26 protein-coding genes and 1 pseudogene are annotated in these 26,629 nt (G+C 60.1%); 12 read left to right on the forward strand and 15 right to left on the reverse strand.

Going from position 1 to position 26,629, the window contains the following annotated elements; translation table 11 throughout:
- Positions 1-244 precede the first annotated feature (244 nt).
- Positions 245-1,579: pseudogene (locus SOP97_RS17800) on the forward strand (PhoX family protein); the annotation flags it as partial.
- A gap of 259 nt (positions 1,580-1,838) precedes the next feature.
- On the opposite strand, the gene SOP97_RS17805 reads toward SOP97_RS17800, so the two are convergent.
- Positions 1,839-4,280, reverse strand: a complete 2,442-nt coding sequence (locus tag SOP97_RS17805) for a YbcC family protein (RefSeq protein ID WP_322950343.1) — start codon at positions 4,278-4,280, stop codon at positions 1,839-1,841.
- Complete coding sequence (locus tag SOP97_RS17810) at positions 4,277-5,818, reverse strand: NADH-quinone oxidoreductase subunit L (RefSeq protein WP_322950344.1); 1,542 nt, start codon at positions 5,816-5,818, stop codon at positions 4,277-4,279. The genes SOP97_RS17805 and SOP97_RS17810 overlap by 4 nt, the downstream gene beginning before the upstream one ends.
- A gap of 103 nt (positions 5,819-5,921) precedes the next feature.
- On the opposite strand from SOP97_RS17810, the gene SOP97_RS17815 reads away from it, so the two are divergent.
- Positions 5,922-6,794, forward strand: coding sequence for a LysR family transcriptional regulator (locus tag SOP97_RS17815; protein WP_322950345.1), 873 nt, complete (start codon positions 5,922-5,924; stop codon positions 6,792-6,794).
- A gap of 28 nt (positions 6,795-6,822) precedes the next feature.
- Here SOP97_RS17815 and SOP97_RS17820 read toward each other — a convergent pair whose 3' ends face one another.
- From SOP97_RS17820 to SOP97_RS17840, 5 genes are all read right to left on the reverse strand, one after another.
- On the reverse strand, positions 6,823-7,566 hold the full coding sequence (locus tag SOP97_RS17820; RefSeq protein ID WP_322950346.1) for an ABC transporter permease: 744 nt from the start codon (positions 7,564-7,566) through the stop codon (positions 6,823-6,825).
- Complete coding sequence (locus tag SOP97_RS17825; protein ID WP_322950347.1) at positions 7,559-8,545, reverse strand: ABC transporter ATP-binding protein; 987 nt, start codon at positions 8,543-8,545, stop codon at positions 7,559-7,561. Before SOP97_RS17825 ends, SOP97_RS17820 begins: the two co-directional genes overlap by 8 nt.
- Positions 8,542-9,642 (reverse strand): ABC transporter permease, encoded by a 1,101-nt coding sequence (locus SOP97_RS17830; RefSeq protein WP_322950348.1) that lies wholly within the window; start codon positions 9,640-9,642, stop codon positions 8,542-8,544. Before SOP97_RS17830 ends, SOP97_RS17825 begins: the two co-directional genes overlap by 4 nt.
- Positions 9,643-9,777: 135 nt before the next feature.
- Positions 9,778-10,701 (reverse strand): glycine betaine ABC transporter substrate-binding protein OsmF, encoded by a 924-nt coding sequence (gene osmF, locus SOP97_RS17835; RefSeq protein ID WP_322950349.1) that lies wholly within the window; start codon positions 10,699-10,701, stop codon positions 9,778-9,780.
- A 163-nt stretch (positions 10,702-10,864) separates the two neighbouring features.
- Positions 10,865-11,401, reverse strand: coding sequence for a DUF3087 domain-containing protein (locus SOP97_RS17840; protein WP_274089675.1), 537 nt, complete (start codon positions 11,399-11,401; stop codon positions 10,865-10,867).
- 127 nt (positions 11,402-11,528) lie between these two features.
- On the opposite strand from SOP97_RS17840, the gene SOP97_RS17845 reads away from it, so the two are divergent.
- Positions 11,529-12,101 (forward strand): COG3904 family protein, encoded by a 573-nt coding sequence (locus SOP97_RS17845; RefSeq protein ID WP_411912085.1) that lies wholly within the window; start codon positions 11,529-11,531, stop codon positions 12,099-12,101.
- Between the two features lie 145 nt (positions 12,102-12,246).
- On the opposite strand, the gene SOP97_RS17850 is transcribed toward SOP97_RS17845, so the two are convergent.
- Positions 12,247-12,789 (reverse strand): hypothetical protein, encoded by a 543-nt coding sequence (locus SOP97_RS17850; RefSeq protein WP_274089672.1) that lies wholly within the window; start codon positions 12,787-12,789, stop codon positions 12,247-12,249.
- A gap of 308 nt (positions 12,790-13,097) precedes the next feature.
- Between SOP97_RS17850 and SOP97_RS17855 the strand changes: the two genes are divergently transcribed.
- The 4 genes from SOP97_RS17855 (at position 13,098) to SOP97_RS17870 (ending at position 14,786) form a co-directional block, all read left to right on the forward strand.
- Positions 13,098-13,328: a CsbD family protein gene (locus SOP97_RS17855; RefSeq protein ID WP_322950350.1), complete on the forward strand. Its 231-nt coding sequence runs from the start codon at positions 13,098-13,100 to the stop codon at positions 13,326-13,328.
- 36 nt (positions 13,329-13,364) lie between these two features.
- Positions 13,365-13,505 (forward strand): hypothetical protein, encoded by a 141-nt coding sequence (locus tag SOP97_RS17860; RefSeq protein WP_274089343.1) that lies wholly within the window; start codon positions 13,365-13,367, stop codon positions 13,503-13,505.
- Between the two features lie 124 nt (positions 13,506-13,629).
- Positions 13,630-14,016, forward strand: coding sequence for a DUF4398 domain-containing protein (locus tag SOP97_RS17865; RefSeq protein WP_274089344.1), 387 nt, complete (start codon positions 13,630-13,632; stop codon positions 14,014-14,016).
- Complete coding sequence (locus SOP97_RS17870) at positions 14,013-14,786, forward strand: OmpA family protein (RefSeq protein ID WP_274089345.1); 774 nt, start codon at positions 14,013-14,015, stop codon at positions 14,784-14,786. The genes SOP97_RS17865 and SOP97_RS17870 overlap by 4 nt, the downstream gene beginning before the upstream one ends.
- A gap of 109 nt (positions 14,787-14,895) precedes the next feature.
- On the opposite strand, the gene cysW (SOP97_RS17875) is transcribed toward SOP97_RS17870, so the two are convergent.
- The 4 genes from cysW (SOP97_RS17875) to SOP97_RS17890 all read right to left on the reverse strand — a co-directional run bounded on the left by cysW (SOP97_RS17875) (position 14,896) and on the right by SOP97_RS17890 (position 18,458).
- Entirely contained in the window at positions 14,896-15,726 is an 831-nt protein-coding gene (gene cysW / locus SOP97_RS17875) for a sulfate ABC transporter permease subunit CysW (protein ID WP_090242295.1), read from the reverse strand.
- The gene (gene cysT, locus SOP97_RS17880; RefSeq protein WP_274089346.1) at positions 15,723-16,571 is read right to left on the reverse strand and encodes a sulfate ABC transporter permease subunit CysT; all 849 of its coding nucleotides are present in this window, start codon (positions 16,569-16,571) and stop codon (positions 15,723-15,725) included. Before cysT (SOP97_RS17880) ends, cysW (SOP97_RS17875) begins: the two co-directional genes overlap by 4 nt.
- A 68-nt stretch (positions 16,572-16,639) precedes the next feature.
- Positions 16,640-17,653 carry a thiosulfate ABC transporter substrate-binding protein CysP gene (gene cysP / locus SOP97_RS17885; protein ID WP_322950351.1) on the reverse strand — a complete coding sequence of 338 codons (1,014 nt, stop codon included), beginning with the start codon at positions 17,651-17,653 and terminating at the stop codon, positions 16,640-16,642.
- Positions 17,654-17,876: 223 nt separating this feature from the next.
- A complete protein-coding gene (locus SOP97_RS17890; RefSeq protein WP_322950352.1) occupies positions 17,877-18,458 on the reverse strand; it encodes an RBBP9/YdeN family alpha/beta hydrolase in 582 nt (193 codons plus the stop codon).
- 260 nt (positions 18,459-18,718) lie between these two features.
- On the opposite strand from SOP97_RS17890, the gene oscA reads away from it, so the two are divergent.
- The 5 genes from oscA to SOP97_RS17915 all read left to right on the forward strand — a co-directional run bounded on the left by oscA (position 18,719) and on the right by SOP97_RS17915 (position 22,931).
- The gene (oscA, locus tag SOP97_RS17895) at positions 18,719-18,901 is read left to right on the forward strand and encodes a sulfur starvation response protein OscA (protein WP_322950353.1); all 183 of its coding nucleotides are present in this window, start codon (positions 18,719-18,721) and stop codon (positions 18,899-18,901) included.
- A 175-nt stretch (positions 18,902-19,076) separates the two neighbouring features.
- Positions 19,077-20,075, forward strand: a complete 999-nt coding sequence (locus tag SOP97_RS17900) for a sulfate ABC transporter substrate-binding protein (protein WP_322950354.1) — start codon at positions 19,077-19,079, stop codon at positions 20,073-20,075.
- 158 nt (positions 20,076-20,233) lie between these two features.
- Positions 20,234-21,052, forward strand: a complete 819-nt coding sequence (gene cysT / locus SOP97_RS17905) for a sulfate ABC transporter permease subunit CysT (RefSeq protein WP_322950355.1) — start codon at positions 20,234-20,236, stop codon at positions 21,050-21,052.
- Positions 21,053-21,062: 10 nt separating this feature from the next.
- Positions 21,063-21,935, forward strand: a complete 873-nt coding sequence (gene cysW, locus SOP97_RS17910) for a sulfate ABC transporter permease subunit CysW (protein ID WP_322950356.1) — start codon at positions 21,063-21,065, stop codon at positions 21,933-21,935.
- 3 nt (positions 21,936-21,938) lie between these two features.
- Positions 21,939-22,931 carry a sulfate/molybdate ABC transporter ATP-binding protein gene (locus tag SOP97_RS17915; protein WP_322950357.1) on the forward strand — a complete coding sequence of 331 codons (993 nt, stop codon included), beginning with the start codon at positions 21,939-21,941 and terminating at the stop codon, positions 22,929-22,931.
- Positions 22,932-23,124: 193 nt separating this feature from the next.
- On the opposite strand, the gene SOP97_RS17920 is transcribed toward SOP97_RS17915, so the two are convergent.
- The 3 genes from SOP97_RS17920 to SOP97_RS17930 are packed head-to-tail and all read right to left on the reverse strand — an operon-like array spanning position 23,125 to position 26,294.
- On the reverse strand, positions 23,125-23,469 hold the full coding sequence (locus SOP97_RS17920) for a YdbL family probable chaperone protein (RefSeq protein ID WP_322950358.1): 345 nt from the start codon (positions 23,467-23,469) through the stop codon (positions 23,125-23,127).
- Positions 23,470-23,480: 11 nt separating this feature from the next.
- Entirely contained in the window at positions 23,481-23,672 is a 192-nt protein-coding gene (locus tag SOP97_RS17925) for a YnbE family lipoprotein (protein WP_274089355.1), read from the reverse strand.
- Between the two features lie 21 nt (positions 23,673-23,693).
- Positions 23,694-26,294: a YdbH domain-containing protein gene (locus SOP97_RS17930; RefSeq protein WP_322950359.1), complete on the reverse strand. Its 2,601-nt coding sequence runs from the start codon at positions 26,292-26,294 to the stop codon at positions 23,694-23,696.
- Positions 26,295-26,629: the final 335 nt, after the last annotated feature.

Below are 26,629 nucleotides of genomic sequence, written 5' to 3' on the forward strand. Positions count from 1 at the left end.
CCGGCGGCTTGGCCTCAGGTGCTCTGACCCACTTGCGAATCGTGTTGCGCGCCAACCCGGTGCGCTTGGCTATCTCATGCAGCGACAGCTTGTCGCGGAAATACATCCGGCGAATTTTGCCCATCATTTCCATACTGATCACCCTGTGTTCTCCTGCTCAAAAATTGAGCAGAAGCAGTTGAACACCTGGGTCAGTTTTCAGTCGGCAGAACAGCCTCTACTGGGTCAGTTTTCGGTCAGCGGCAACACCCTGACCGCCATGCGCATCGCCGGCCCGCTGGCTGGGCATAAGCTGATGCAAACCGTTGCCGACCCCACAGGTCTTGAAGTGCTCGGCACCCTCAACAACTGCGCCACTGGCGTCACGCCCTGGGGCACGTTCCTCACCTGCGAGGAAAACTGGAACAACTACTTTATCAACCGTGATCAGGCTGACTACGCCCAGCGTGTGTCGCACAAGCGCTATGGCCTGGCCAAAGAGGGCACCAGTAAGAACTACGCCTGGGAAACCGCCGACCCGCGCTTCAACGCCACTCCCGATCCGCAGCAAGCCTGCGGTGGTTACGTCAACGAGCCGCATCGCTTTGGCTGGGTGGTGGAAATCGACCCATTCGACCCGCAGGCGCAGCCGATCAAACGCACTGCATTTGGCCGTTTTAGTCGCGAATGTGCGGCCCTGAGCCTGGGCGATAACGGGCGTATGGCGTTCTATTCTGGCGACGATGCCAAGGGTGAGTACGTCTACAAGTTCGTTCCCAGCGGGCGCTTTGATGCGGCCAACCCCAAGGCCAACCGCGATCTGCTGGATGCAGGCACCTTGTATGTGGCGCGTTTCGATGCCGATGGCTCCGGCCAATGGCTGGCCCTGGTGCACGGGCAAAACGGTCTAACCAGCGCCAGTGGCTTTGCCAGCCAGGCCGAAGTGCTGCTGAACGCCCGTGCCGCTTCTGACTTGGTTGGCGCAACGCCGATGGATCGCCCCGAATGGGCAACCGTTCACCCGACCAGTCGTGAGGTGTATGTCGCCCTGACCAATAACGACGGCCGGGGCGATAAGCAGCCCACCGACAAAGCCAACCCGCGTCCGCAGAACTTGCATGGGCAGATCTTGCGCTTTAACGAGCAGGGCGCTAACCCTACGGCTGAAACTTTCACCTGGGAGCTGTTCTTGTTGGCCGGCGAGCCGAAAGGCGCTAAGGATGCCAACGGCAAGACGGTGCCTGCCAATCTCACCGGCACCATCAACGGCGACATCTTTTCCTCCCCTGATGGCCTGGCCTTTGACAGCCACGGCCGCCTGTGGATTCAGACCGACTACGGTGACGATGAAGCGGCGATGCAGGCCATGGGCTGTAACCAGTTGCTCTGCGCCGACCCGAGCACCCGCGAGGTCAGGCGCTTTCTGGTTGGTCCGCGCGGGTGCGAGATCACCGGCCTGGCCTGGAGCCTGGATGGCAAAGCAATGTGGGCGAATGTGCAGCACCCGGGCATCAGCTACCCGGCTAGCGACGGCCAAACCCGGCCGCGCTCGACCACCGTGCTGATTACTAAAAATGATGGTGGGGTGATTGGCAGTTGAACGGCTAAAAAATCTGTGGCCCTGCTAGGTTTGATCAAAAATTCGTAGGCCCGCTATGACTAATAGCCAGATATTGCCTGGCTTGTAAGCAGTTCACCGACTGATCTTGCTTTGTGCGAAGGGGCTGAAGAGGTTTTATTCTCGCAAACGCCGTGTGCAGGGCTGCTGCAACAATGCTGTAAGCCGTTCTTATGCGAGATGTTCGAGTGAAGAGGCAGTACCTGGATGCCGTTTGGCTGTATCCAGGTACTGGACCAATCTAGATGGGTAGCCAGCCGTCGGCGGTACGCCGTTGCATTACGGTTGCACAATCACTGTCAATGCGCAGCAGATGAAGCCAGCCGTTGATCACGAGATCACGCACCGCAGCATGCTCGCTAATGACCTTATCGATCATGGTTTGCGGCGCTTGAATAACCACTGTGAGCCGCAGAGGTCGATGCACCCAACGTTTGCCGTTATGCAGCGACTGATGCGCCAGGCCGATGCGCAGGTCGCCGCCGTTGCCTTCGAATACTCCAATGCGCCCGCCGACCACGTTGTGCAGCACTTTGTTGCCGCTGCCAAAGCGCAGGTTGTCCGTGGTGGAGGTCAGGTACTGCAGGTTGATCCAGTGCGCCACCACCATCGGCGCAGTCATGATCAGCTCCAGCACTTTGCCATCAGCATCCTGCCGCCAATCGTAGTCATGCAGGAATACGCGCCCCTGCAGGTTCTGGCCTAGGGTTCGTGAGCGCGGCGCGGCGATAAACCCCGCATTGCCTGCCAAGCCCCACTCTGGGCGAGTTTGAGCCCAGTCAGAGGCACGCCGGCGTAGGCTGCTCAACAGCTTTGCAGGCTTTTCGCTCAGGTGCGCGAGCCCTAAAAGGCTGGCGCGTTCGCGCCGCGCGATGACACCGGCTGCATCGAGCGCCTGACGCAGAGTCAGCCACGCTGGCTGCAGGGCAGCCGGCAGCGCTGTGTTGTCAAATACCTGAATCTCGTCGGTGCTGGTGTTGTGAAGCCCTGCCAGCACACGGCAGTCTGTTGGCAGGTGGATACCGCGCTCGCGAAGCAGGCCGCGCACGTCGGCGTCATTGAGCAAGTCGGCCAGTAAGCGGGCATTGATCTCGCCACTCTGGCCGCAACAGGCACCGCAATCCAATCCGGCTGCCTGGGGATTATTGGCGCTTTGGCTGCCATGCCCCAGTAGTAGGATCAATGGCGGGAAATCCTGGGTCAGGCCCATTGCGCGCAAGACACGTGCCGCCACATTCACCCGCTGTTCAAGCTCAAGCACTGGGAGTGTGGGTTTTACCTGCTGCCACTCGTGCGGCCGTAAAGCCGTGCGATCAGGTGCGGCCGAGCGAGAGAAGAGACCGCCGACGCGGCCAAGCAGTGCGCCGGCATAGCCCAGGCCCAGCGCCTCAACCAGTGTGAAGGTCGAAGCGGGCAGCCGCTCAAACAACTGCCAGCGCCCAGCGCGCTGCAGACGGTTTTGCCGCTGGTTGGCCAGGCGCAAGTCGCGGGTGGCATCGCCGCTGCTGTCCGTGGCGGTTAATTGGGCCGCCAGCAGTCCAGGCAATTGCGGGCGTGTGGCCTCAGTGCCAAGTGGGGTGTAGGCGATCGGCAGGCCAAAAAAGCCGGCGAAGCCGCTGGTCTGCACCTGCGCGCTGGCCTGCTCAAGGGCACGGCGCATCACCTCCGAGCGCACATCGATGCAGAAATACACGCGTGCCACCGGGGTGTCACAAGCTTGAGCAGCAGGGGCCTGGCATAACTGCGCTTGCAACTGCTCCTGCCAGGCCAGTTCTTCGGCCCGCTGCCATACCTGCAGCGCCTGCCAGCCGGGCGAAGGGGACGCACAGCGCGCGGCCTGCCATGCCAGGCGCCAGGCGCTCCAGCGGCTGTCCGCATCACGCCGGCGGTCGTCCACCAGCCATTCCCAGGCAGCCCGGATCGCCAGTAATTCCAAGAGTATGGGGTCGTCGCCCGCTTGCAGGCGCGCCTGCCAACGCAGGTAGGCACACCAGGATGCCCAGCCAAGGCTGCGCAGCAACAGGCAGTCGAACCATTCGGTCAGCTCATCCTCGGCAAGCCCCAAGTGCTTCACGGCAGTCTGCAAGGCCAAGTGCGGTTCAAGCGGCAGCTGAGCAATCCGCTCACTCAGTGCGCTGCAGGCGCTGAGCACACTCAGGCCACGATCTTGCACCATGGAGGCGCGCCAACTCTGATAAAGCCCATGCTGCACATCAGGTCGCCAGTCAGCCTGGTTTTCATCGAACCAGGCCGCGCAGCACTGGCCTATCTGCTGGGTAATTAACGCGGGCCAACCGGGTAGGCTGATTTCGGCCTCAGCCATGTCTTCGAGCAACGGCAGGCGTTGGCTGTTGCTCGGCGACTCATGCAGTGATTGCAGCAACTGCTCGGGTGTCCAGGCGAGTGATGTTTCGGCTAGCGCCTGCTCAAGGTGCCGCTCGGCTATGCGTGCCTCATCCCAGGCTGCTCGGTAGTCCGTTGCGGTCAGCGTGAGGCTGCTGCCAGCACGCTTGTGCAATTGCTCAGCGACTCTGGCCCAGGGCTGGTCACGCCGCTCCCACAGTGGGTTGACGGCGATCATGCGGTCTAGCGGCCAGGTCGGTGCAATGCGTTCGCAAGCCTCGCGGGCGAGGGTGTTTAGGACGTCCGGATCAAGGCTGAGTCCGTGTTCGAATGCGCTCATTGGCTGTCTCCAGTTGCGTCAACGCGACTCGGTGCATGACGTACCGGCCACAGGCGGAAAGTCAGGCGAGTAAAGTGTTCATCCAGATAAAAACCGGCAAAGGCCAGGGGGTACAGCCGCCGCGCCAGTGCGCCAGTGGGCCGAGTGATGATCAGCCCCTGAAACACATAAAGCGTGACGAACAGCAGCAGCGCGAACAGCCCCAGGTAATGCTGCAGAACGCTTGGCGCAGGGCTGTTGCCCAGCACGTGGGCGGCGGCGAAGTGCCAGAGCAGGTAGAGGCCGAGGACCAGTGTGAGCATGCCCAGGCTGTGCAGCGCACCGCTCAGGCGCAGGCACCAGGGGGCCAGACCAATGGCCAGGATGACCAGTGCCATGAGCGGCAGCGAGTGGGCCGGCAGTAGCAGGTTCCAGAGCCCATGCAGCAGCGCGACCCAAAGCGTGGCCAGGCCTAGCGCCAGCAACACCTGTTGCAGCCCAAGCGCGGGACGCGGGTCAGACAATGCTTGGTGTCGCACCTGGGCGACCGTTTCACCTGCACCGAGGAAGGCATAGGCCTTGTACAGCGAGTGGGCCAGTAGGTGCACCAGCGCCAATTCATAGAGGCCCAAACCGCACTCGAGTAGCATCAACCCCATCTGCGCACAGGTGGACCACGCCAAGCGGACCTTGATGCTGATGCGGGTCATCATTACTAAGCCTGCGAGTACCGCTGTCCCGCCGCCGACCACCACTAACAAGGCCTGCGCCGTGGGAGCGGCTGATAGCAAGGGGGCGAAACGCAGCAGCACAAAGCCGCCCAGGTTGACCAAACCGGCATGCAGCAGCGCCGAGACCGGCGTGGGCGCTTCCATGACTTGAATCAGCCAGCCGTGTACCGGCAACTGCGCGGATTTTAGAATCACCGCCAACACCAGCAGCACGGCCGCCAGTTGCAGGTCCCAGCCCACGCTGGCGTTAGCTTGCAGGCGCATGGTGACCTCATTGAGGATCACTGTAATCGCGCTGTCACCGGCGGCGCGCACCAGCAAGAGGGTGGCGATAATCAAGCAGATATCAGCCAGGCGGCTGGCAATGAACTTCTTGTGCGCCACCACCTGGGCCAGGGGGCGGTCGCGATAGAAGGTCAGTAACTGATGCAGGCACAAGCTGGAGGCAATCCAAGCGCCGACCACTATGTACAGGTCGCTGCTGGTAACCACGAGCGCCACCGCCGCTAATGTGCCAAGTAGCGCGAGAACGTAGCGCCGTTGACCCGGCTCACCTTCTAGGTAGCGTTGCGAGAAGTCGATGATAACCAGCGCGAGTAGGCTGATCAGGACGGCCATGGCCAGACCCAGCCGATCGTTGTCACGTCCGTCCAGCGTCGCCTGGAGTAGCGCTACCAGCACTAAGGCAAAGCCCATGTAGCCTACGATTCGCGCAGGCCACCAGATGCGCGAAGCCGACGATGTTGATGCGCTCACGGCCACCGCTAGTAAAGCCAGTAGGTAAAGCCAGGGCAGCAAGGTACTCAATTGAGAAAGCAGAAAAGGCATCAGAGAACCTCCGCAGGTGGTCGGTAGGTTCAGTCTCTAGTAGTTGCTTTTTTAATTAAAATAGATTGAATAGAACTTAATTATCTTAAATAAAGAACGAATCATGCGCCGGCTGAACTTTCATCACTTGCACTATTTCTGGGCCGTGGCCAAGGAGGGCAACCTAACCCGCGCCGCACAGTCGCTGCATGTCGCTCAGTCGGCGCTGTCGACGCAGATCCGCGCCTTGGAAGATCAACTCGGCTATGCGCTGTTCATTCGCTCAGGCCGCAACCTGCTGCTCACCGAGGCCGGTCGCCTGGCGCTGGATTACGCAGAAAGTATTTTCGCCCTGGGCAATGAATTACAAATGACCCTACAGGGTGCCCAACAAGCCAATCAGCCACTTCGCATAGGCGCGGTGGCCACGCTCTCGCGTAACTTTCAGGAGAACCTGCTGCGGCCTTTTTTGGGTCGCCGTGATGTGCGCATAACCCTGGAGTCGGGCAGCTTGGGCGAATTGCTGGAGCGACTGGCACTGCACAAGCTGGACATCGTGCTCAGCAATACCCCGGTAAGTTCGGATGCCCAGCAGTCTTGGCGCTGTCGGCTCCTGGATCGCCAGTCTGTGTGTTTGGTAGGGCCACCGCGTATTGATCAGCCACCCTTCGACCTGTTCCGCGACCTCAATCAGGTGCGCTTAATCGTGCCAGGCCGTAGCAGCGATATTCGCAGCCAGTTCGAGCTGTTCTGCGACAGCCAGGGCTTAAGCCCGACTATCTGCGCTGAGGTCGATGACATGGCCATGCTGCGTCTGCTGGCGCGCGACTCCGGCGACGTTGCGCTACTGCCGGCGGTTGTGGTGCAGGATGAATTACAGGCGGGCGTGTTGCAGCTTTATGCACAAATCCCCGAAATTGCTGAGCAGTTCTTCGCGGTAACCCAGCAACGGCACTTCAACTTGGGGATTCTTGATGAGTTGTTATCGGCTCATTGAGTTTGATGACGCTGAGATTCAAGCCCGCTTAGTGTGCCCAGGCGACACGCCGGGCCAGGCGTTCAAAGCCCATGTCCACCACCACAGCCAGCATGCCCACGACCACCGCGCCTTGCAGCACATAGGCGGTATTGAAGCCGCTCAAACCGACAATGATGGGCGAGCCCAGCGTTTTGGCGGCCACGGTGGAGGCGATGGCTGCCGTGCCGATGTTGATGATTACTGAGGTGCGCACCCCCGACAGCCATACCGGCATGGCCAGTGGCCCCTCGACCTGACGCAGGCGCTGCCACGGCGACAGGCCCATGCCGTTGGCCGCTTGCAGCACGGGAGCAGGCACGGCGTTTAGGCCGGTGATCGTGCCTTGCACCACCGGCAACAGCCCGTAGAGCGTCAGCGCGATCAAGGCGGGCAATTCACCGAAGCCCACCGCCGGCACCGCGAGTGCCAGTACCGCCACTGGCGGCAGGGTTTGGCCCATGGACACCAGCGTTTCCAGCACCGGGCGAAAAGCTCGCCCGGCTGGCCGGGTTACCCAGACTCCGGCCAGCGTACCCACCAGCACAGCGGCCGCCCCCGACACACCCACCAGCAGCAGGTGCTGCCACAGCAGTTGAGTGAACGGCTCCTGGCGGTAAACCGGTCGCTCCAATTGCGGGAATAGGCTGGCGAACAGCGGTTCGCTGTGGGGCAGGCCGACCACTAATGCGGCCAGCAGCAATACGCCCCACAGGAGTTTGTCGCTCAACCAGGCGTAACGCGGCTTAAGCATGCGGCCCCTGTTCTGCGCGTGCCTGCAACACGCCATTACGCGCATGGCTGAACAGGTCGGCCGCGTGCAGCACTCCTGCGTGCGTGCCGGTGTCGTCCAGTAGATTGAGGGTGTTGCAGCCATGCAGCGCCAAGGTTGAAACGGCCTCGCGCAGGCTGGCGTTGGCGGGCAGGCTGGGCCCGCTGTGTGGCGCCTCAGCCCGCGCAAGACTGTCTGCGCGGTGCAGCGACAGCAGCTTGATGCCGACGTCGCTGCGTCCGATAAAATCGGCCACCTGCGCATTGGCGGGCTGGCTCAGTAGGGCCAGTGGCGTGCCGACTTGCACAATCCGACCCTGCTCCAACAACACGATCTGGGTGCCCAGGCGCAGTGCCTCGTCGATGTCATGCGTGACCATGACGATGGTCTTGCCCGAGGCGTGATGAATACGCTTGACCTCGTCCTGCAAGGCCGTGCGAATAAGCGGGTCCAGCGCGCCAAAGGGCTCATCCATCAGCAGTACCTCCGGGTCGCCCGCCAACGCACGTGCCACGCCTACGCGCTGCTGCTGCCCACCGGATAACTGGTGCGGGTAGCGCGGGCCATAGGTGGCAGGGTCCAGGTCAAACACGCGCAACAGCTCAGTGATGCGGGCGGCAATGCGTTCGGGCTGCCAGCCGAGCATGGTGGGCACCACGCCAATATTGCGCGCCACCGTCCAGTGCGGGAACAGCCCCACCGACTGAATCACGTAGCCCATGCGCAGGCGCAGCTCACGCACGGGCATGTGCGCGGTGTCATGCCCATCCAGCATGACGCTGCCGCTGTCGGGCTGCTCCATGCGGTTGATCATTTTCAGTAAGGTGGATTTGCCCGACCCCGAGGCGCCAATCAACACCACCAGTTCACCGCGACTAATGCGCAGGCTTACGTCGTCCAGCGCTTTGGGGGCGTCAGCTGTTTGGCCATAGGTTTTGGTCACGTTATTAAATTCGATCACTGCGCGAACTCCTTGGTGGGTGTGGCCTTAGCGGACAGGCTGATCAGCAGTTTGAACAGGCCGTCCACCAGCGCACCCAGCACGACGATGGGCACCACACCGAGCAGCACCAAATCCTGGGCGCTGCTGAACAACCCTTCAAACATCAGGCTACCCAGGCCGCCTGCACCAATCAGCGCTGTCACCGCGGCCAGGCCCACTGCCTGAATGCTGGCGATGCGCACGCCACTCAACACCACGGGCAACGCCAGCGGCACCTGCGCCTGCCAAAACAATTGCGCGGGGGTAAAGCCCAAACCCTGCGCCGCCTGCGTGACTGCCGATGGCACCTGCGCCAGCCCGGCCAGCGTGCCGCGCACCACCGGCAGTAAGCTGTACAGCGTCAGTGCCAATACGCCTGGCGCCAGCCCCACGCCGCTGATGCCGGCGCGACTGAGTGCCGGCCAGCTCGCGGCCAACCAAGCCAACGGCGCCATCAGCAGGCCAAACAGCGCAATCGAGGGGATGGTTTGGACGATGTTGAGCAGCGGGAACATCGCTCGCCCGATGCGCTCGTATCGATGAGTGACCCAGCCGAGCGGCAGGCCAACGGCCAGGGTAAACAACAGCGCCAGCGCGACGATCTGACAATGCCGGGCAATCACGCCCCAGTACTCATCGCTGCGGTTGGCGTACTCCTTCATGATCGACAACTCATCGGCAGCGCCGCTGACCAGCAACAGCGCCAGCGGCAACAAGGTCGCCGTGGCCACGCCCAACCGCGCCAAGGTGCCGGCGCGCAGGGCTTGCAGTGCATCGGCCAGCACTAAGCCCAACAGCAGCCACGCCAGCCACAGGCCACTGCCCAATGACGTGCGGGCAAACGGCGCGCTTGCCTGCACCACCTCGGTGGCGTGGCTGGCGGCTAGAGTTCCCAGCCCCACGGCTAAGGCGGTGGCCGCTGCGACGGTCAGCCATACGTAGACGCGGCGGGGCGGTGCCAGCGAGAGTAATAACAACCCGACCAGCAAGACGGCCAAGCCCCAGACAGTCCCTTGCAGCAGGGCGAAGAATGACAAGGCTTCGCCCGACACCAGACGATTGGGCGCTACGCGCACCAGCGGCAGACTCCACAAAGCACCGACCACCAGCAGCGAAAGCGCAGCCTGTGCAGTTCGCCAGCGCGGTTGAACGGCTGAGCTTATAGCGCTAACCACCGTGATTGACGCTCAAATAAGGGGGCATTAGCGGGCTTATTGCAGCAGCCCTTTGGATTTGAGGAAGTCTGCGGCGACTTTTTTTGCGTCTTGGCCTTCGAGTTGAATCTTGGCGTTCAGGCTCTGCAGTGTCGGGCCATCCAGCAGTTCGAATACCGGCGCCAGGGCGTCGGCGATCTGAGGGTGTTGCTTGAGCGCGTCCTCGCGAACAATCGGCGCGGGGGCGTAAATAGGCTGCACGCCTTTTGGGTCGTCGAGAATCACCAGGCCCAAGGCAGCCACGGCGCCGTCTGTGCCATAGGCCATGGCGGCGTTGACGCCGGAGGTTTGTTCACCGGCTGCACGAATCGTCACTGCCGTATCGCCACCGGCCAACGTCAGCAGTTGCTCGGGCTTGAGGGTGAAGTTATAGGCTGTTTGGAAGGCCGGCAGTGCGTCCGAGCGCTCTACAAACTCAGCCGAGGCGGCCAGCTTGAACTGCCCACCTTTGCCCAGCCATTGGCCCAGGTCGTCGAGGGTTTTCAGTTGGTTGGGGGTGGCCACATCTTGGCGAATGGCAATCGCCCAGGTGTTATTGGCTGGTGCAGGCGTTAGCCAGACAATGTTGTTCTGCTCATAGTCCAGCGCCTTGACGCGTTCGTAGCCGGCTTTGGCGTCTTTCCAAACCGGGTTGGACTCTTCGGCAAAAATGAAGGCGCCGTTGCCGGTGTATTCAGGGTACAGATCAATCTCGCCGGCGGTCAGCGCGCCGCGCATCACCTGGGTGTTGCCCAGGCCAGATCTGTTCTCGGTCTTGATGCCGCTGGCTTCCAGTGCCAGCACAATCATATTGCCCAGCAACTTGCCTTCGGTATCGATCTTGGAGCCCACACGCACGGGCGTATCCGCTTGAGCGAAGGTGCTGCCCATGGCCAGTAAGCCAGCCAGGATGAGCGCAGTTCTACGTTGCATGAGAGTCATGGTGAGGCTCCAGTAAAGATAACGAGTGAAACAATAGCGGGCTTTCAGTTGGAAACCCACCGATCAGGGTCTACCCAGCGCAAAGACCATGATTGGCTGCAGCGGCAATGCAGGGGGCTAACCGCTGCAGTTTTGCGTGCAGCAAGGTTGTGGTTGGCGATGTTTAGCTGGGCAGCGCACTGATCTTTTTCACCGCCTCGATCCAGGCGGAATTGAGTTGCGGCTGATCGATGTCCATCCCCAGGCTTTCCATGCGCTCTTTGTGCCGGTTGATCTCCGCCACGGCTTCGCTGAGTGCGCTGGAGTTGCCGTCCAGCTGGTGCATTTGGGTCAGGCCGAGATGATAGAAGCGCAGCAACTTCATGGCGTCCGGGTTATGTGCAGCTACCCCGGCTTTGACGTTGTGCATCACATTGGTGATGCGCATCAGGCTGCGCTTGAGCTGCCAGCCATAGGCCGCTGCTGCCATCCAGGGTTGTGACCACATAAAGCCGCGCACAAGGGCCACAGTCAGCAGCAGGGCGATAATCACGCCGGCCATGTTCCAGCGGAAATTATCCCCGCCCGGTTGGCCGAATAGCATGACGGTGGTGGTGGACAGCAGCATGGCCAGCACAACGAACGTCAGGGCGATGATGAGCGTACTGCGGCGGGTTTGTTGGCGGTAGTGCTCGGGGTTCTGCTGTTGGATTTCGAACATCGTGGCCACGGGGCTCTCTCTGCGGTGAAGGGGGCGTTGATTGAGGCTGATTCGGCGTATGCGCGATCGCTGCTGCAAGGTATCTTGCCCACCCACGGGTGACGTTGCTTAAGGAATTGTCGGATTTATGAGCCGTAGTATGTTTCAGGCTGTAATTATGTGCATGGCGACGTTGTGTGCGAGCGCCGCGCAGGCCAAGGTCGACGTGCAAGCCGGCCAGCATAAAACGCTGGGGCGGATCCTGGTGGCTAAGGTTTCCGAGGATATTGTGCCGGGCGATTATGAGGCCTTGCTCAAAGGCATCAAGGCCAACCCGGGCACATTTGCCAGGAAAATTGTCATGCTCGACAGTATTGGTGGCAGTGTGGATGAGGCCATGCGCATCGGCCGCCTGCTGCGCGAAACCCGCTTTGACAGCTTGGTGCCATCCACCGGGGTATGCCAAGGCAGTTGTGTGTACCTGCTGGCGGCGGGGCAGCCTAAAACCGTGCGGGGTTATGTGGGTATTCATCGGCCCTATTACGCGGGCAGTGACTCGGTGCACTCGGCCTCCAGGCAGGGCGTCAATCGTGCCCGCCAGGTGGCGTACTTCAAGGACATGCAGGTGCCGCCTGCGCTGCTTGAGGCGATCAACCGCACCGAGCCGCAACGCATGCGCGTGCTGACCCCTAGCGAGCTGGCGCACTTCCGCTTGCAGTGAGGCGCGGACAATTGCCCGCGCTGGAGCGGCTTGTGAGGCGTGGTGAAGACGCTTTCGCAGGGCTCGCTTGCAGCTTGCGCGAGGCATCTGCTCGCACTGCTGCCTTACACTGCGACCCCTGAGCGAGAAGGCCGGCGGCCAGCGTTTATGGCGATTGGTTAGTGGCCATGTTGATGTCCTTGACCAAGCCGGCAGTGGCTTCGATCACTTCACGGGCCATGCTGGTTTGCTGCTCGTTGTCGGTTTGCGCCACCAGCACCACATCGCCGTGAGTAATGCTTTTGCTCACCAACGCGACCAATCGGCCGTGATGCGTGCCGGCGGCTGATGACGCCCCGATCACGCTGCCAAGAAAACCCCCAATAAATCCGCTCATACCCATCAGCGCCAACGGTGCGAGCAGCGGGCTGGCATAAAACAGGCTCGCCTCGCTGACAATCATCGCCACCGCAATCAATGCACCGATGCCAATACCGATTCCGGTGCCAATGGCGATGTCGATCAGCATGTTCTTCAACACCCTGTTGCTCTTGGCCCGGGGCGCGGGGGCGGGTGGGGCATCTGCGTTGCTGGCGACTATCTGCAATTGCTCGCTGTGCATGCCCCGCTGAATCAATTGAGCGAGCGCCTGTTCGGCGCTGCTGCGTTGGCTAAAGAAACCCGATACGTGGTGACGGTAGAGGTCCATCGTGCTGCTCCTGCTCATGAACCGTCACTGACGGCCGAAGCACCAGCTTAGGCAGCACGGCCAAGCCCGTCTGTGCGCCGCCGTACGCAGGCCAATGGCCATGCTTTAGCTGTTTGTACGCCTATGCGTGCCAGCGTACCGACAGGCCTATGCGCGGCTGTGATGCTGTCCTCAGTGAGCTGCGTCCCGTGTTGAGAACAGCGTTGCATTGGGAGACACCGCATGTGTACGGCCATTCGAACTGATCGCTCAACTTGCCCTGTAAGAAGGGATGCCTACGGTTTTGCCTGTGTTGCGGTGGGGCACTCATGAGCCTGCAGCGGTTGCAGTGCCTGCACGGGCAGTGGCGTCAGTCATTGGGTGCTCTGCAGATGACCTGGGCGCGCTTGAACCATAACCCCGCGCTGCACCATGCCGGCCACATGCAGCACCTCGCCGGCTTGCTGCAGGCGCGTTATGGCTTCTCCCGCGCTGATGCAGAGGCTCAGGTCAGCGTTTTTTTTGCCCATAAAGGCCCGCGCGATAACGGCGCGGCTTGAGGCCTTATCGCCTTTATCACTGATTGGAGCTGCGTGATGAACATCGATTACCGCCCGTTTTTATTAGTGTTTGCGATCGCCTATGCCGGGCTCGCCGTGGGCAGTCTGCTGATCGCCATGAATCTTGCACAAAGTGCGCTGCCCGCCTGTGTCGTCAGCCCGTGCGCGGGCCGCTAAGAACGCTCACTGCAGCGCTTTAAGGGCGCGGTGGTCTAGCTAACTTGAGCCGGCGTGCGGGGAACTGTGCGGCGTGCTCATCTTTTATTGTTTTGAGGACATACCTATGAACAGGACTTCATCGATGCTTTCTGGCAGGGCCGCATTGCGCCTGGCTGGTGTTTTGAGCGGGCTGCTGTTGCTGAGCGCCTGCGCCACGCCGCCGGTTGCGCCTAACCAAGCGTTGCAAGCGGCTAAAACCGCAATCAGCAATGCCGAACAAGCGCGTGTGGCCGACTACGCCTCGCCGCAGTTAGCGGTTGCACGGGAGAAATTGGCGTCGGCTAATTTGGCCGTGCAGCGCGAAGAGATGCTGCTGGCTGAGCGCCTGGCTGAGCAATCGCGGGTTGAGGCCGAGCTGGCCCTGGCCATGTCACAAGCGACCAAGGCCAAGGTGGTCAATGACGAAATGCGCAAAAGCACCAACAGCCTGAAGCAGGAAATGCAGCGCAACACGGGAGCACCACAATGAACACTGCCCATCACGTTAAGTACCTGCTGGCCGCTGCGATTAGCTTAAGTGTGGCCGGTTGTGCCTCGCCACCCAGCATGCCGCAAGGCGCCGCCGACGTGCGCAACAAGCTCACGCAGCTGCAAGCCGATCCGCACCTGAATACCCGTGCACCAGTTGCGCTCAAAGCGGCTGAGCAAGCGGTGATCAACGCCGAGCAGCCGCGTAAGGACGAGCCAGAAGCCCAGGCATTGGGCCAGCATTTGGTGGTGATAGCAGACCGCCGGGTAGAAATTGCCAATGCCTTGGCGCAAACGCGCTTTTATGAAGACCAGCGCACGGTACTCAGCGAACAGCGCGCAGGCGCACGCTTGGATTCACGCACCCAGGAGGCTGATCAGTTGCAGCGCCAGCTTGATGAGCTGAACGCCAAGCAAACCGAGCGGGGCTTGGTCATGACCTTGGGTGATGTGTTGTTTGCCACCGGGCGCTCCGAATTACGTGCGGGCACGGCGAATAACCTGGGCAAGCTGGCGATTTTTCTTAACCAGAACCCTGAACGTCGGGTGATGATTGAAGGGCATACCGACAACGTTGGCAGCGAGGAAAATAACCTGAGTCTGTCCCAGCGTCGTGCCACGTCGGTGATGAGCTACCAGACCATTCAAGGTGTTACGCCAAGCCGCTTGAGTGCTTCGGGTAAGGGCGAGAGCATGCCGGTTGCCGGTAATGAATCGGCCTCGGGTCGGCAGATGAATCGCCGCGTGGAACTCATTATTAGCGAAGAATAAAACGCACAGCGCCTGTACGCAGGGCCGCACTTTAGCGGCCCTGTATTAGGTTCAACTCGAACCGTGCTGGAGCGGTGGCAGCGTCCGAGGTTATAGAGGCTAAAACCGCTTAAACCGCCTCAGCCCGTTGCATCAGCGTGCGCTGGCGCCATTCCATAAAGGTTTTCAGCAGCAAGGTCAGCAGTGCCATGCAAGCCAGCAGCGCGGCAGCGGTAAAGGCGGCGGCGGGTTTGTAGTCGTTGTTCAGCTGATCGACCAGCAAGGGCAGGGTCAGGGTCTGGTTGATGATGGTGCCGGACACCACCGACACCGCGCCGAACTCGCCCACTGCGCGTGCATTGGTGATGACCACGCCATACAGCAGTGCCCATTTGATTTTCGGCAGGGTGATATGGCGGAAGATCTGCCAGCCGTTGGCGCCCAGACACAGCGCTGCGGTTTCTTCATCTTGGCCCTGGGACTGCATCACTGGGATCAAGATGCGCGCGACATACGGCGCGGTGACGAACACCGTGACCATGACGATGCCCGGCCAGGCAAACATCAGCTGCATGCCGTTGTCGTAGAACCAGCGCCCCAGCGCGTGCTCCAGGCCATACACCACCAGGTAGCAGAGCCCAGCCACCACCGGTGACACCGCGTAAGGGATGTCGAGCAGGGTGGTCAGCAGCTTGCGCCCGCGAAAATCGTAATGGGTCACGCACCAGGCCAGCAGAATGCCGAAACACAGGTTAATCGGCACCGTCAGCGCCGCCACCAGCAGGGTGAGGCCGATGGCGTGAAGCATGTAGTCTTCGCCGAGATTGCCCCACAGCAAGGCCAGGCCACCGGAGAAGGCTTTACTGAAAATCAGCGCCAGCGGCACCAGGAGAATCAGGGTGATCAGGCTCAGCCCGAGGCCGATCAACAGCCATTGATGCCAGTATTGAGGTTTTTTCATTTGCCTTGCCGTTGCCATTTGAACAGGCGGCCTTGCAGCACTTGCAGGGTAAACAGCAGCACCAGTGAGGCCAGCAGAATGACTGAGGCAATTGCCGCAGCCGCGGGGTAGTTGAACTCCTGCAGACGTACAAAAATCATCAGCGAAGAGACTTCGGTTTTGAACGGGATGTTGCCGGCAATCATGATCACCGCACCAAACTCACCGAGGCTGCGGATAAAGGATTGCGAGGCCCCGGTGACCAGCGCCGGGATCAGAGTGGGCAGCACCACGTAAAAGAACGTCTGCAGGCGATTAGCGCCCAAGGTGTTGGCGGCTTCTTCGTAATCGCGGCCAAGGTCCTGCAGCACCGGCTGCACGGTACGCACCACAAACGGCAGGCTGGTAAACACCATGGCGATCAAAATGCCCGGGTAGGCATAGGCCAGCTTGATGCCCATGGGCGCGAGCCATTGACCGAGCCAGCCGCCAGGGGCGAGCAGGGTGGCCAGGGTCAGCCCGGCCACCGAGGTGGGCAGGGCGAAGGGCAGGTCGATCAGCGCATCCACCAGACGACGCCCGGGGAAGTCATAGCGGGTGATGATCCACGCCAACAGCAGGCCGATCAGCACGGTGGCGATGGTGGCGTAGAACGCACCACTGATGGTCACCTTGTAACTTTGCACCACGCGCGGGTCGCTGATTGCTTGCCAGTACTGCGCCCAGCTCATGTCGCTGACATACAGCAGCAACGCCGACAGCGGGAACAGGATGATCAGTGAGATGTAAAAGGTGCTGAAGCCGAAACTCAGACCAAAGCCTGGCAGCAGCGGGTTCTGCAGAAAGAAGCGAGGTGTCTTAGGCACACTTAAATCCCTGAAAGCACAAACCGCCGTAAAGACGGCGGCTGTTTGTTGCTCAAACCGATTAGGTCTTAGCGACCCTCGGCCAATAATTGGTCAAGGATACCATTGGCATCGAAGTGCTTGGCAGTGATCTCATCCCAGGTGCCGAGGACTTCGGTTGGGTTGATCAGGCGAATCTGCGGGAACTGCGCCGCGGTAGCCGCCACCACTTCCGGGTTGTGCACACGGTAGTTGTAGGTGGTCAGCAGCTGCTGGATGTCTTTGCTGTACTGGAAGTCCAGGTAGGCTTTGGACACTTCGCGTGTGCCTTTTTGATCGACCACTTTGTCGACCAGCGCCACTGGGAATTCGGCCAGCACGCTAACCGGCGGTACGACGATTTCGTATTCGCCGGATTTGAACTCTTCACCATTGGCGATGTTGACCACTTCCGATTCGAAGGTCAGCAGCACGTCACCTTGGCCATTCTGGGCGAAGGCAACGGTGGCGGCGCGGCCACCGGTAGGGAAATTTTCGACGTTGCGCAGCACCTTGCCGACAAAGGTTTTGATCTGGTTTTCATCGCCCTTGAACTGCTCGTTGGCATACAGCCAAGCGCCCAGGTAGCTGTAGCGAGCGTTGCCGGAGGTTTTCGGGTTAGGGAATACCAGCTTCACGTCATCGCGGGCCAGGTCGTTCCAGTCCTTGATGTTCTTCGGGTTGCCCTTGCGCACCAGAAACGCCGTGGTGCTGTAGTACGGCGAGCTGTTGTTAGGGAACTGCTTAGCCCAGTCTTCACGCAGCAGGCCGCGCTTGGCCAGGATGTCGACGTCGGTAACTTGGTTGAAGGTTACGGTGTCGACTTTCTTGCCCTGGATGATGTCCTGAGCCTGGCGCGAGGAACCGGCGAATGACTGGTCAATCTTCTGTTCTTTACCGGTCTGTGCTTGCCAGTGGGCGACAAACTTGGGGTTGATCTCGGCAAACAGCTCACGGGCGATGTCGTAGGACGCATTCAGAATCGGCGCGTCTTCGGCCAGCGCAGCGGCGCTGCCCAGTAGGCTTGAGGTGATGGCGCTGGCCAGCAGAATTTTCTTAAGCATGATGAAGGCGTTCCTCGTCACGGCGCCGGCAGGCAGCGCGGGGTAGAGCCTGACCTGTTGGCCAGAATGTGGCGCCGATACTGCACAAGTTTTTTATTCTTAAAAAGAAACATTTAATGCTATTGATATAACCGAAAGTGACTTTGGTGCCGACATTTTTGCAGCCTTTAGCCGCTGACTTGAGCGGCTGAAGATCTGTCGCGACAGTTCTAGGCGCCGACGGTCAGGCGCTGCGAAGCCTGTGTTGATCAACACGGTTTTGTAGGCGGTAGAGGTAGGCGAAACCCTGCTCCCAGCGCTGATGCCCGGACTGCACATTAATATGCCCGGCGCCGCTGAGGATCGTCACATCGCTGCCCCAGTCACGGGCCAGCTCGATCGCCCGGGCAGCGCTGGCAGCAGAGTCGTTGTCCGAGCCCACCAACTGGCTGGGGAACGGCAGTGGCTGCTGCGGTATCGGTGCGAAGTTCTGCAACGCTGCCGGGCAATTGCTGCGCTGCACATCCGCTGGGGCGACCAACAAGGCCCCTTGTACCCGACCCAGCAACTCGACTGGCGCTTGGGCCGCCCAGTGCGCCACGGTGATGCAACCCAGGCTGTGGGCAATCAGGATGGTCGGTCGCGGGTCACTGGCGATACTGCGCTGCAGTTCGGCCACCCAGGTGTTGCGGTCAGGGTTCAGCCAGTCGGCCTGCGCCACACGTGCACTGTTCGGCAGGCTACGGTGCCAGTGGCTCTGCCAATGCGCGTCGGCCGATCCTTGCCAGCCCGGCACTATCAGGTAACGGATAGTTTGGTTGCGCATCGTGCGCCCTCCTGCAGATGTGAGTGGCTGCAGTGTAGGGAGGGCTTATAAATATCAAAAAGAATAAGAACTTATTTGCTTATGCCTAAAATTTCATTCTGTTGCGTCAGGCGTGCATGAGTTTGCATATGCAAAAAAAGAATATAAATGTTATTAAATAATATTTTTAAGAATATTGGCGCCTCTCTACTATCTGCTCCATGCCCACTGACTACGGCCAGTTTTCGCCGCTTATAGGGGCTATTTCAAGGAGCACTACCATGACCGCAACCCTACGCAACCTTGAAGGTCAGGACGACGCCAGCATCCTGCGCGAGATCCAGGCTGCGCTGAATGGCCTGAAGTTTGGCGCGGTGGAAATCACCGTGCACAACGGCCAGGTCGTGCAGATCGAACGCAAGGAAAAATTCCGTTTGCAGGCTCCGGCCGGCAAAAACGCCTGACCACTAGAACGAACCTCAAAACCCGACTGGACCACCGGAGGGTGTGAGCATGAACCGAGCACAAACCATGACCACACACCGGTATTGCAGCTGTCAGCCGCGAATGCGCTGTTGATCGTCAAACCCTAAAGAAAAACCAAGCCATTAGAAAATCAAAGATCTTAGGAGCTGCACCATGTCCATTCGCCGTTTTGTCCTTGTTGCACTTGCCAGCGCCATTTTTGTCGGCCAGGTAGCGGCTGCTGAAACCCTACTCAACGTGTCTTACGACCCGACCCGTGAGCTGTATAGCGAATTCAACGCTGCGTTCAATAAGCACTGGCAAGCCCAGGGCCATGAAGCTTTGACCATCCAGCAATCCCACGGTGGTTCGGGCAAACAGGCCCGTGCGGTAATTGATGGCCTGCGTGCCGATGTGGTGACCCTGGCTTTATCCGGTGACATCGACGAGCTGTACAAGCTCGGCAAATTGATCCCGGAGGACTGGCAAACACGCCTGCCAGACGCCAGTACGCCGTATACCTCGACCATCGTGTTCCTGGTGCGTAAGGGCAATCCAAAGGGGTTGAAAGACTGGGATGACCTGGTCAAACCGGGCGTTGAAGTGATCACCCCGAACCCGAAAACCTCTGGCGGTGCGCGCTGGAACTTCCTCGCGGCTTGGGCCTTCGCTCAGCAGAAGTACGGCAACGAGGCGAAAGCTCAAGCGTTCGTGGGCCAGCTCTACAAAAACGTGCCAGTACTCGACACCGGTGCCCGTGGTTCGACCATCACCTTCGTTAACAACCAGATTGGCGACGTGCTGTTGGCCTGGGAAAACGAAGCCTTTCTGGCGCTGAAGGAAGAGAGCGGCGACAACTTCGAAATCGTTGCGCCGTCGCTGTCGATCTTGGCCGAGCCGCCGGTGGCTGTAGTGGATGCAAACGTCGACAAGAAAGGCACGCGCACAGTGGCTGAGGCTTACCTCAACTACCTGTACAGCGATGAAGGTCAACGTCTGGCGGCCAAGCACTTTTACCGCCCGCGTAACCAGGCCATTGCGCGCGAGTTCGCCGAGCAGTTCCCGGCACTGAAGCTGGTCACTGTCGATAAAGACTTCAACGGTTGGAAGACCGCACAGCCGAAGTTCTTCAATGACGGTGGGGTGTTCGACCAGATTTACCAGGCCCAGTGAGCTTAAACAGCGAACGTAGGATGGGTTGAGCGAAGCGATACCCATCGGCTCTAAGCCGGCCAGTGATGGGTATCGCAGGCTCAACCTGCGCGGCCCGACCCATCCTACGGATTCGTCCGCGCCATTAGTTCATCGTTTAACCCGCCAAGGCCAAAACCATGTCTCGTCGTACTTCTCCGGTCATACCCGGCTTCGGGCTGACGCTAGGTTACACCCTGGTGTATCTCAGCCTACTGGTGCTGATTCCTTTGGGTGCCATGTTCGTTCACGCCGCTCAGCTTACCTGGGCAGAATTTTGGGCGATTATTTCCGCGCCGCGGGTGCTGGCAGCGCTCAAGCTGAGCTTTGCCACGGCCTTCGCGGCGGCCATCATCAACGGCATTATCGGCACATTGCTGGCTTGGGCGCTGGTGCGTTACACCTTCCCCGGGCGCAAGGTTATCGAGGCAATGATCGACTTGCCCTTCGCCTTGCCCACCGCCGTTGCCGGTATCGCCCTGACCGCTTTGTATGCCCCGAGTGGGCTGGTGGGGCAGTTCGCTACCGACCTGGGTTTCAAGATTGCCTACACGCCCATCGGCATCACCTTGGCACTGACCTTTGTCACCTTGCCGTTTGTGGTGCGCACCCTGCAGCCGGTGCTGGCGGACATCCCGCGTGAGGTCGAGGAAGCGGCGGCCTGCTTGGGTGCCAAACCCTTGCAGGTGTTTCGCTATGTGCTGCTGCCGGCGTTGCTGCCGGCCTGGTTGACGGGCTTCTCGCTGGCCTTTGCTCGCGGGGTCGGTGAGTACGGTTCGGTGATTTTTATCGCCGGCAATATGCCGATGAAGACCGAGATCCTGCCGCTGCTGATCATGGTCAAACTCGACCAGTACGACTACACCGGTGCCACGGCTATTGGCGTGTTGATGCTGGTGGTCTCCTTCATCCTGCTGCTGCTGATCAACCTGCTGCAGCGCCAGATCGCGAAAGCCTGAGGAGGTCGCCATGTCTTCTATCACCCTAAGCGCCTCAGCCTCGGCCAACGCGGCGCGGCGCGGTAATGTGCTCGGTCGCCGGCTGCTGATCATCAGCGCCTGGTTGGTGTTTGCGCTGTTTCTGCTGTTGCCGCTGTTGATCGTGCTGAGTGAGGCGCTCAAGCAGGGCATCGGCACCTTCTTCGGCGCAATCTTCGAAGCCGATGCGATTTCCGCGTTGCAGTTGACGCTGCTGGCCGTGGGTATTTCGGTGCCGCTCAATCTGGTGTTCGGGGTGGCTGCGGCCTGGTGCGTAAGCAAGTACGCGTTTCGCGGCAAGAGCATTCTGGTCACCCTGATCGACCTGCCGTTCTCGGTGTCGCCGGTGATCGCCGGTTTGGTCTACGTGCTGCTATTCGGCGCGCAGGGCTTTATTGGCCCGTGGCTGCGTGAGCACGATATCCAGATCATTTTCGCGTTACCGGGCATCGTACTGGCCACGGTATTTGTCACCGTGCCCTTTGTCGCCCGTGAGTTGATCCCGCTGATGCAAGAGCAAGGCACCCAGGAAGAGGAGGCTGCACGCCTGCTCGGTGCCAGTGGCTGGCAAATGTTCTGGCATGTCACCTTGCCCAATATCAAATGGGGCCTGATTTACGGCGTGGTGCTGTGTACCGCGCGGGCCATGGGTGAGTTTGGTGCGGTATCGGTGGTCTCGGGGCACATCCGTGGTTACACCAATACGCTGCCACTGCATGTAGAGATTCTCTATAACGAATACAATCACGTCGCCGCGTTCAGTGTCGCCAGTCTGCTGCTGTTGCTGGCGCTGTTTATTCTGCTGCTCAAGCAGTGGAGCGAGTCACGTATCAACCGCCTGAAAGCCAGTGCTGGCGAGGAATAAGTCATGTCGATCGTAGTATCCAATGTCAGCAAGAACTTCAATGCGTTCAAAGCGCTGAACGATATCAACCTGAACATCCAGAGCGGCGAACTGGTCGCCTTGCTCGGCCCATCCGGCTGCGGCAAAACCACCTTGCTGCGGATTATTGCTGGCCTGGAAACCCCAGACGTTGGCAGCATCGAGTTTCACGGTGAAGACGTGTCGAGCCACGATGTGCGCGACCGTAATGTCGGTTTCGTGTTCCAGCACTACGCACTGTTCCGCCATATGACCGTATTCGACAACGTGGCGTTTGGCTTGCGTATGAAGCCCAAGCGCGAACGGCCGAACGAGAATGTGATCAAGAAGAAGGTCCATGAGCTGCTCGAACTGGTGCAGCTCGACTGGCTGGCCGATCGTTACCCCGAGCAGCTCTCTGGCGGCCAGCGTCAACGTATCGCCCTGGCCCGGGCGCTGGCGGTAGAGCCGAAAGTGCTGCTGCTCGATGAACCCTTCGGCGCGCTGGATGCCAAGGTGCGTAAAGAGCTACGCCGCTGGTTGGCGCGTCTGCATGAAGAAGTGCACCTGACCTCAGTGTTTGTGACTCACGACCAGGAAGAAGCCATGGAAGTGGCCGACCGCATTGTGGTGATGAATAAGGGCGTGATCGAACAGATCGGCTCGCCAGGCGAGGTGTACGAGAAACCGGCCAGTGATTTCGTTTATCACTTCCTCGGCGATGCCAACCGCCTATATGTCGGCGACGACACCCATGTCCTGTTCCGCCCCCACGAGATTCACCTCTCGCGTCAGGCGGAAGAAGGCCATCAGGCCGGTGAAGTGCGCGACATTCGCCCGCTCGGCGCGATCACCCGAGTGACCCTCAAGGTTGCCGGGCAGAGTGAGCCAATTGAAGCCGAAGTGGCTAAAGACCACCTAAGCCTGGCTAACCTGAGCCGCGGTGAAATCCTGTATTTCAAACCCAAGGCGGGGCAGCCATTGATTCAGCAGCGCTGAGAGCCTGCATACGATCTGCTGCGCGTCGGCCCTGCTGCGTTAAAAACAGGCTCGGAATGCTCATGTACAAAAGTACACTCCGCTTCCTCGCCTCTTTTTGCCTTGCAGGACTCTAGCTCGCGAGATCGTAAGTAGGCTCTAGGTAGAACCAACAAGGAGCGCAATGCGCTCCTTGTTTATTTTGGGCTTCAAGCTATTTGCGTTGCCACTTACCTTGTAGCTGGATGTACTGCCCAGGCGGGGTTTTGTCGATGGCTTTCTGCCCGGCAATGGCTTCCACATCAGTTAGTTTGATGCCGTTTTGCGCGGCCAGCTTTTGGTACTCAGCGCGCCGTGCTTGGTTGATCAACTGGGCGATTTCCGCGGCTTGGCCACCGCCGCTGACAACCCCTAGATAGCCATTGGGCATTTCACCCAATTGGCCGCTGGCTTTGGCGTCGCCAAGGGCAGACATGGCTTCGTTGAGGTTCAAGGCGACGGCTGGCAGGCTCAGGCTAAGCAGCAGCAATAGGCTGGCGAGGTGTTTCGTTAGGTTCATGCTCGGGCTCCTTAGAACAATCCACTGGATTCGCTGAACATGCTGTCCAGGGCTTTATCCACCTTGATATAAATTTCGTGTTCGATCTTCACATTGAGGTTGATGTTGATTGGCTCATTCGGCATCGCCAGCTGCACGGTCGGGGTGCAGGCCGTGCTGAGCAGCCCTAGTAGCAGGGCGGCGAAACAATTACGCACGCGCATGGCGCTTCTCCTTGATCTGAATCATGGCTCTGTCGGAGCCGTCTTGGCATTGCGCTCCAGCATACGCTGTTGCACGCGCTGTCTGATGATATCGCTAACCTTGTCGGTCAGTTGCAGGCTGGCCAGCAGGGTCGGGATGTCTTCTTCCAGGTTGATCGTGAAGTGGATCGGCCGGCCTTGTTCGATAGCCGGATTTTGTCCCTCCAGGCGCATAGCCAGGTTCAGTTTGCCCTGCGGGTTGTAGTCGACCTGGCTGCTGAGGGTGGTAAAGCGGAAGTCCTCCAATGATTGGGTCACCAGTTGCATCGCCGGGTTGCTTTGACCCAGGGCGCGGATGCGTTCGGAGTGAAACTGTAGCTGGCCGCCAGGTGCGCGTGCGCTCAGTTGACCTTGTCCGATAGTCACGCCTTGACGGCTGATTTGCAGCGGTAAGCGGCCATCGAGGGTGCCCGTGCCGGCCAAACCTTCTGTGGGATAGAGGATAAACAGCTGTTCAAGTTCCAGGCCTTGCACCTCTATAGGGAACAGCAGCGGTTCGGCGGCGAGGCTCCACTGCCCAGGCGCCACACGCAGGTTGCCGCCCATCAACGCCGTCTCGGCTTGCTGCAGCTCGAGCTGGCCTTGGCTGGGCGTTTGCAGGGCGGCGCTGTAGCGGCCTTTGAGTTGCAGTGGCCCCAGCGGAATCCCAGGGTTGGCCTGGGCCAGGCGCAGTTCGCTGAGTTCAAGCTGCAGCTGCTTGGGGTCGATTCGTACATTGAGTTTGCCGTCCAAACCCTCTAGGACGGTGCGGTCATAAATCCCGCCCAGGCCTTTACCTGTGAGCTTGAGCTCTAGGGTGGGTCGTTGTTGAGCGCTGGCCAGGCTGAGGCTTGCGTTGGCATTCAGGCGGCCATTATTCAGCTCCAGCAAGGCCGGCCAGGCGCTGAAACTGGCTTGGAATGGGTTGCCGCTGCGCAAAAAAACTTCATTCAGCTGCGCTTGCAGGCTGAGACCTTGGACGCTGGTGTGTTGCGCCTGCAGTTTGAGTTGCAACTCGGCATCGTTGCGCAGCGTGCCCTGCAGCTCCACGCGCTGCTGGCTGGCATCCACGGGGCCTTGCCAGTACCAGCGTTGCGCCTGCAACTGCTGATGCTGCAGCTGTGCGCTCAGGTCGAGGGGGCCGTGCAGGCGCCAGTCGCTCAGCACACCGGCCGCTAGCTGTGCGTGCAGTTGCAGTGAGGGGCTGTTGGCCTTGAGTTGCTGCGCGCGAAAATCGCCGTTACCCAGGTGCTGCAGGTTGAGCTGTGAGCCTGGCGCCAGCGTGAGCTTCAGTTGTTGTGCGTCCAGGTACGCGTCGAGTTGTAACTGCGCCTGCAGTGCGCCGACATCCCAACCTTCCACCTGTATTGCGGGGCTGTTGGCGCTGAGTGTGCCATCTAGCAGTTGCAAGCCCCAGGGCAGGCCGTTGGCCAGGATTAGCGTGCCTTGCAACGCTAATGTACTGCGGCCCTTGGCGCTCAGTTGCAGCTGAAGGGGCAGGGCGCGGCCGTTCAACTGTTGGGCAATAACAGGTGGCATTGCGGTGGCGTGGATCTTTAGCTGCAAAGCCTCAGGGGAGAGCTCGGGCGGCAGGTCACTGACAAGGCCGGGGGCGATGTGTTGGAGGATAAGGTCGGCGCTGAGGCTGTCCGCCAGCCACAGTCCATCCAGCGTGTGGGCGGCCAGCTCGAAACTGCCCTGCAGTTGGCCAATCGCCGGTATTGGCCAGGGCTCTGGCAGGTTGGCGCTGGCGTTGAGCTGGCCGCTGGCTTGTTGCAATTGCGAGAGGTCGAGCGGGCCTGGAGCAAGGTGCAGTTGCCAGCTCGCCTGCAGCTGCGCGGCGGCCGGGGTGGTCGGTAAGTCATCGCGGGGGCTGGGTAGCCATTGGCTGAGCCAGCTGTGCAGCGCCTTGCTCTGTTGCAGGTCGCCACTGATTTCACCCTGCCACAGCATTGCGTCATTGCCTGGTTGCAAGCGGCTGCTGAGCTGCAATTGTGGCTGTTGGTTGATGACCAGGCTCAGCTGCAGCTCTGGTGCGCTAGCTGAACCCTGTAACTGGGCGTGCCAGCGCAGTTGATCCTGCTGGTGCTGCAGGTTGAGTTGCAGGTCGAGTTGTTGCCCCGTGGTTGTGGGCTGTTTTAGCAGCTGCAAGTCGCCCAGCAGTTGGCAGCGTGTTGCGCCGCAGGGCAGCTCGATTTGCAGCGCATCGACCTGCAACCGTTGCGGTAACAGGCTGATGACGCTGCCAAACTGTTCAAGCAGTGCATCCAGATTGCTGCTCTCAGCGTTTGTCGATGCAGCGCCAGAGGGGAGGTTCAGTTGCAGGTTGGCGATATCGATCTGCTGCCAAAACGGCAGTGCCAGGCTGAATCCGCGCCAGTGCAGCAGCAGGTGTTGCAGCTGCACTGCGCCGCTTGGGTGCTTTAGGCTGAGCTGGTCAAGCTGGATGCCTTGGCTGTTGAGGCTTAGGCCACGCCAGTCGAGGTTTTCGATGTGCTCGCGTTCGAGTAGGCGGTTAAGGCTCACATAGGCGTAAGCACTCAGTAGCGCGAGCAGTAAAAGCAAAAAACCGATAATTCGCAGCCAGGTGCGCCGGCTGGGCATAAGCACTGATCCATAGTGGGGGAGTGTGACGTGGCAGGACGTTAACCCATGTCTGCCAGGCTGCCAATCACGTGGCGCGTTATCGGCCTGAGCCTGGCATTCAGTTGCCGCATCCACCTTCTGCAGTTGTAAACGCGGGTTAGCCCATACGAGTGCTTATCACAGCGGTCAAACGTCGGCCGTTTTGATGGACGCAGTCGGCTGCGAGGCTGTTGCTTTATATGCGAGCCAAGGTTCCAGCGCCCCACCTCGTCCACTTGGCGCCCTAATAAGGACGTGAGCGATGGTCGCGTCAGCCTAGATGGGGCGGCGTTTAGCGATTGATTTGCCCTCAA

Source organism: Pseudomonas spirodelae (genome assembly GCF_034653255.1).
Classification (GTDB): domain Bacteria; phylum Pseudomonadota; class Gammaproteobacteria; order Pseudomonadales; family Pseudomonadaceae; genus Aquipseudomonas; species Aquipseudomonas spirodelae.

Coding starts and splice junctions, on each gene's coding strand:
- SOP97_RS17930 (WP_322950359.1), bottom strand. CDS start 26,294: ATGCCCAGCCGGCGCACCTGGCTGCGAATTATCGGTTTTTTGCTTTTA.
- cysW (WP_090242295.1), bottom strand. CDS start 15,726: ATGAAAAAACCTCAATACTGGCATCAATGGCTGTTGATCGGCCTCGGG.
- SOP97_RS17855 (WP_322950350.1), top strand. CDS start 13,098: ATGAGCCTGCAGCGGTTGCAGTGCCTGCACGGGCAGTGGCGTCAGTCA.
- SOP97_RS17810 (WP_322950344.1), bottom strand. CDS start 5,818: ATGCCTTTTCTGCTTTCTCAATTGAGTACCTTGCTGCCCTGGCTTTAC.
- SOP97_RS17850 (WP_274089672.1), bottom strand. CDS start 12,789: ATGGACCTCTACCGTCACCACGTATCGGGTTTCTTTAGCCAACGCAGC.
- SOP97_RS17815 (WP_322950345.1), top strand. CDS start 5,922: ATGCGCCGGCTGAACTTTCATCACTTGCACTATTTCTGGGCCGTGGCC.
- SOP97_RS17860 (WP_274089343.1), top strand. CDS start 13,365: ATGAACATCGATTACCGCCCGTTTTTATTAGTGTTTGCGATCGCCTAT.
- cysP (WP_322950351.1), bottom strand. CDS start 17,653: ATGCTTAAGAAAATTCTGCTGGCCAGCGCCATCACCTCAAGCCTACTG.
- oscA (WP_322950353.1), top strand. CDS start 18,719: ATGACCGCAACCCTACGCAACCTTGAAGGTCAGGACGACGCCAGCATC.
- SOP97_RS17845 (WP_411912085.1), top strand. CDS start 11,529: ATGAGCCGTAGTATGTTTCAGGCTGTAATTATGTGCATGGCGACGTTG.
- cysT (WP_322950355.1), top strand. CDS start 20,234: ATGTCTCGTCGTACTTCTCCGGTCATACCCGGCTTCGGGCTGACGCTA.
- SOP97_RS17915 (WP_322950357.1), top strand. CDS start 21,939: ATGTCGATCGTAGTATCCAATGTCAGCAAGAACTTCAATGCGTTCAAA.
- SOP97_RS17900 (WP_322950354.1), top strand. CDS start 19,077: ATGTCCATTCGCCGTTTTGTCCTTGTTGCACTTGCCAGCGCCATTTTT.
- osmF (WP_322950349.1), bottom strand. CDS start 10,701: ATGACTCTCATGCAACGTAGAACTGCGCTCATCCTGGCTGGCTTACTG.
- SOP97_RS17805 (WP_322950343.1), bottom strand. CDS start 4,280: ATGAGCGCATTCGAACACGGACTCAGCCTTGATCCGGACGTCCTAAAC.
- SOP97_RS17890 (WP_322950352.1), bottom strand. CDS start 18,458: ATGCGCAACCAAACTATCCGTTACCTGATAGTGCCGGGCTGGCAAGGA.
- cysW (WP_322950356.1), top strand. CDS start 21,063: ATGTCTTCTATCACCCTAAGCGCCTCAGCCTCGGCCAACGCGGCGCGG.
- SOP97_RS17820 (WP_322950346.1), bottom strand. CDS start 7,566: ATGCTTAAGCCGCGTTACGCCTGGTTGAGCGACAAACTCCTGTGGGGC.
- SOP97_RS17840 (WP_274089675.1), bottom strand. CDS start 11,401: ATGTTCGAAATCCAACAGCAGAACCCCGAGCACTACCGCCAACAAACC.
- SOP97_RS17870 (WP_274089345.1), top strand. CDS start 14,013: ATGAACACTGCCCATCACGTTAAGTACCTGCTGGCCGCTGCGATTAGC.
- SOP97_RS17925 (WP_274089355.1), bottom strand. CDS start 23,672: ATGCGCGTGCGTAATTGTTTCGCCGCCCTGCTACTAGGGCTGCTCAGC.
- SOP97_RS17920 (WP_322950358.1), bottom strand. CDS start 23,469: ATGAACCTAACGAAACACCTCGCCAGCCTATTGCTGCTGCTTAGCCTG.
- SOP97_RS17865 (WP_274089344.1), top strand. CDS start 13,630: ATGCTTTCTGGCAGGGCCGCATTGCGCCTGGCTGGTGTTTTGAGCGGG.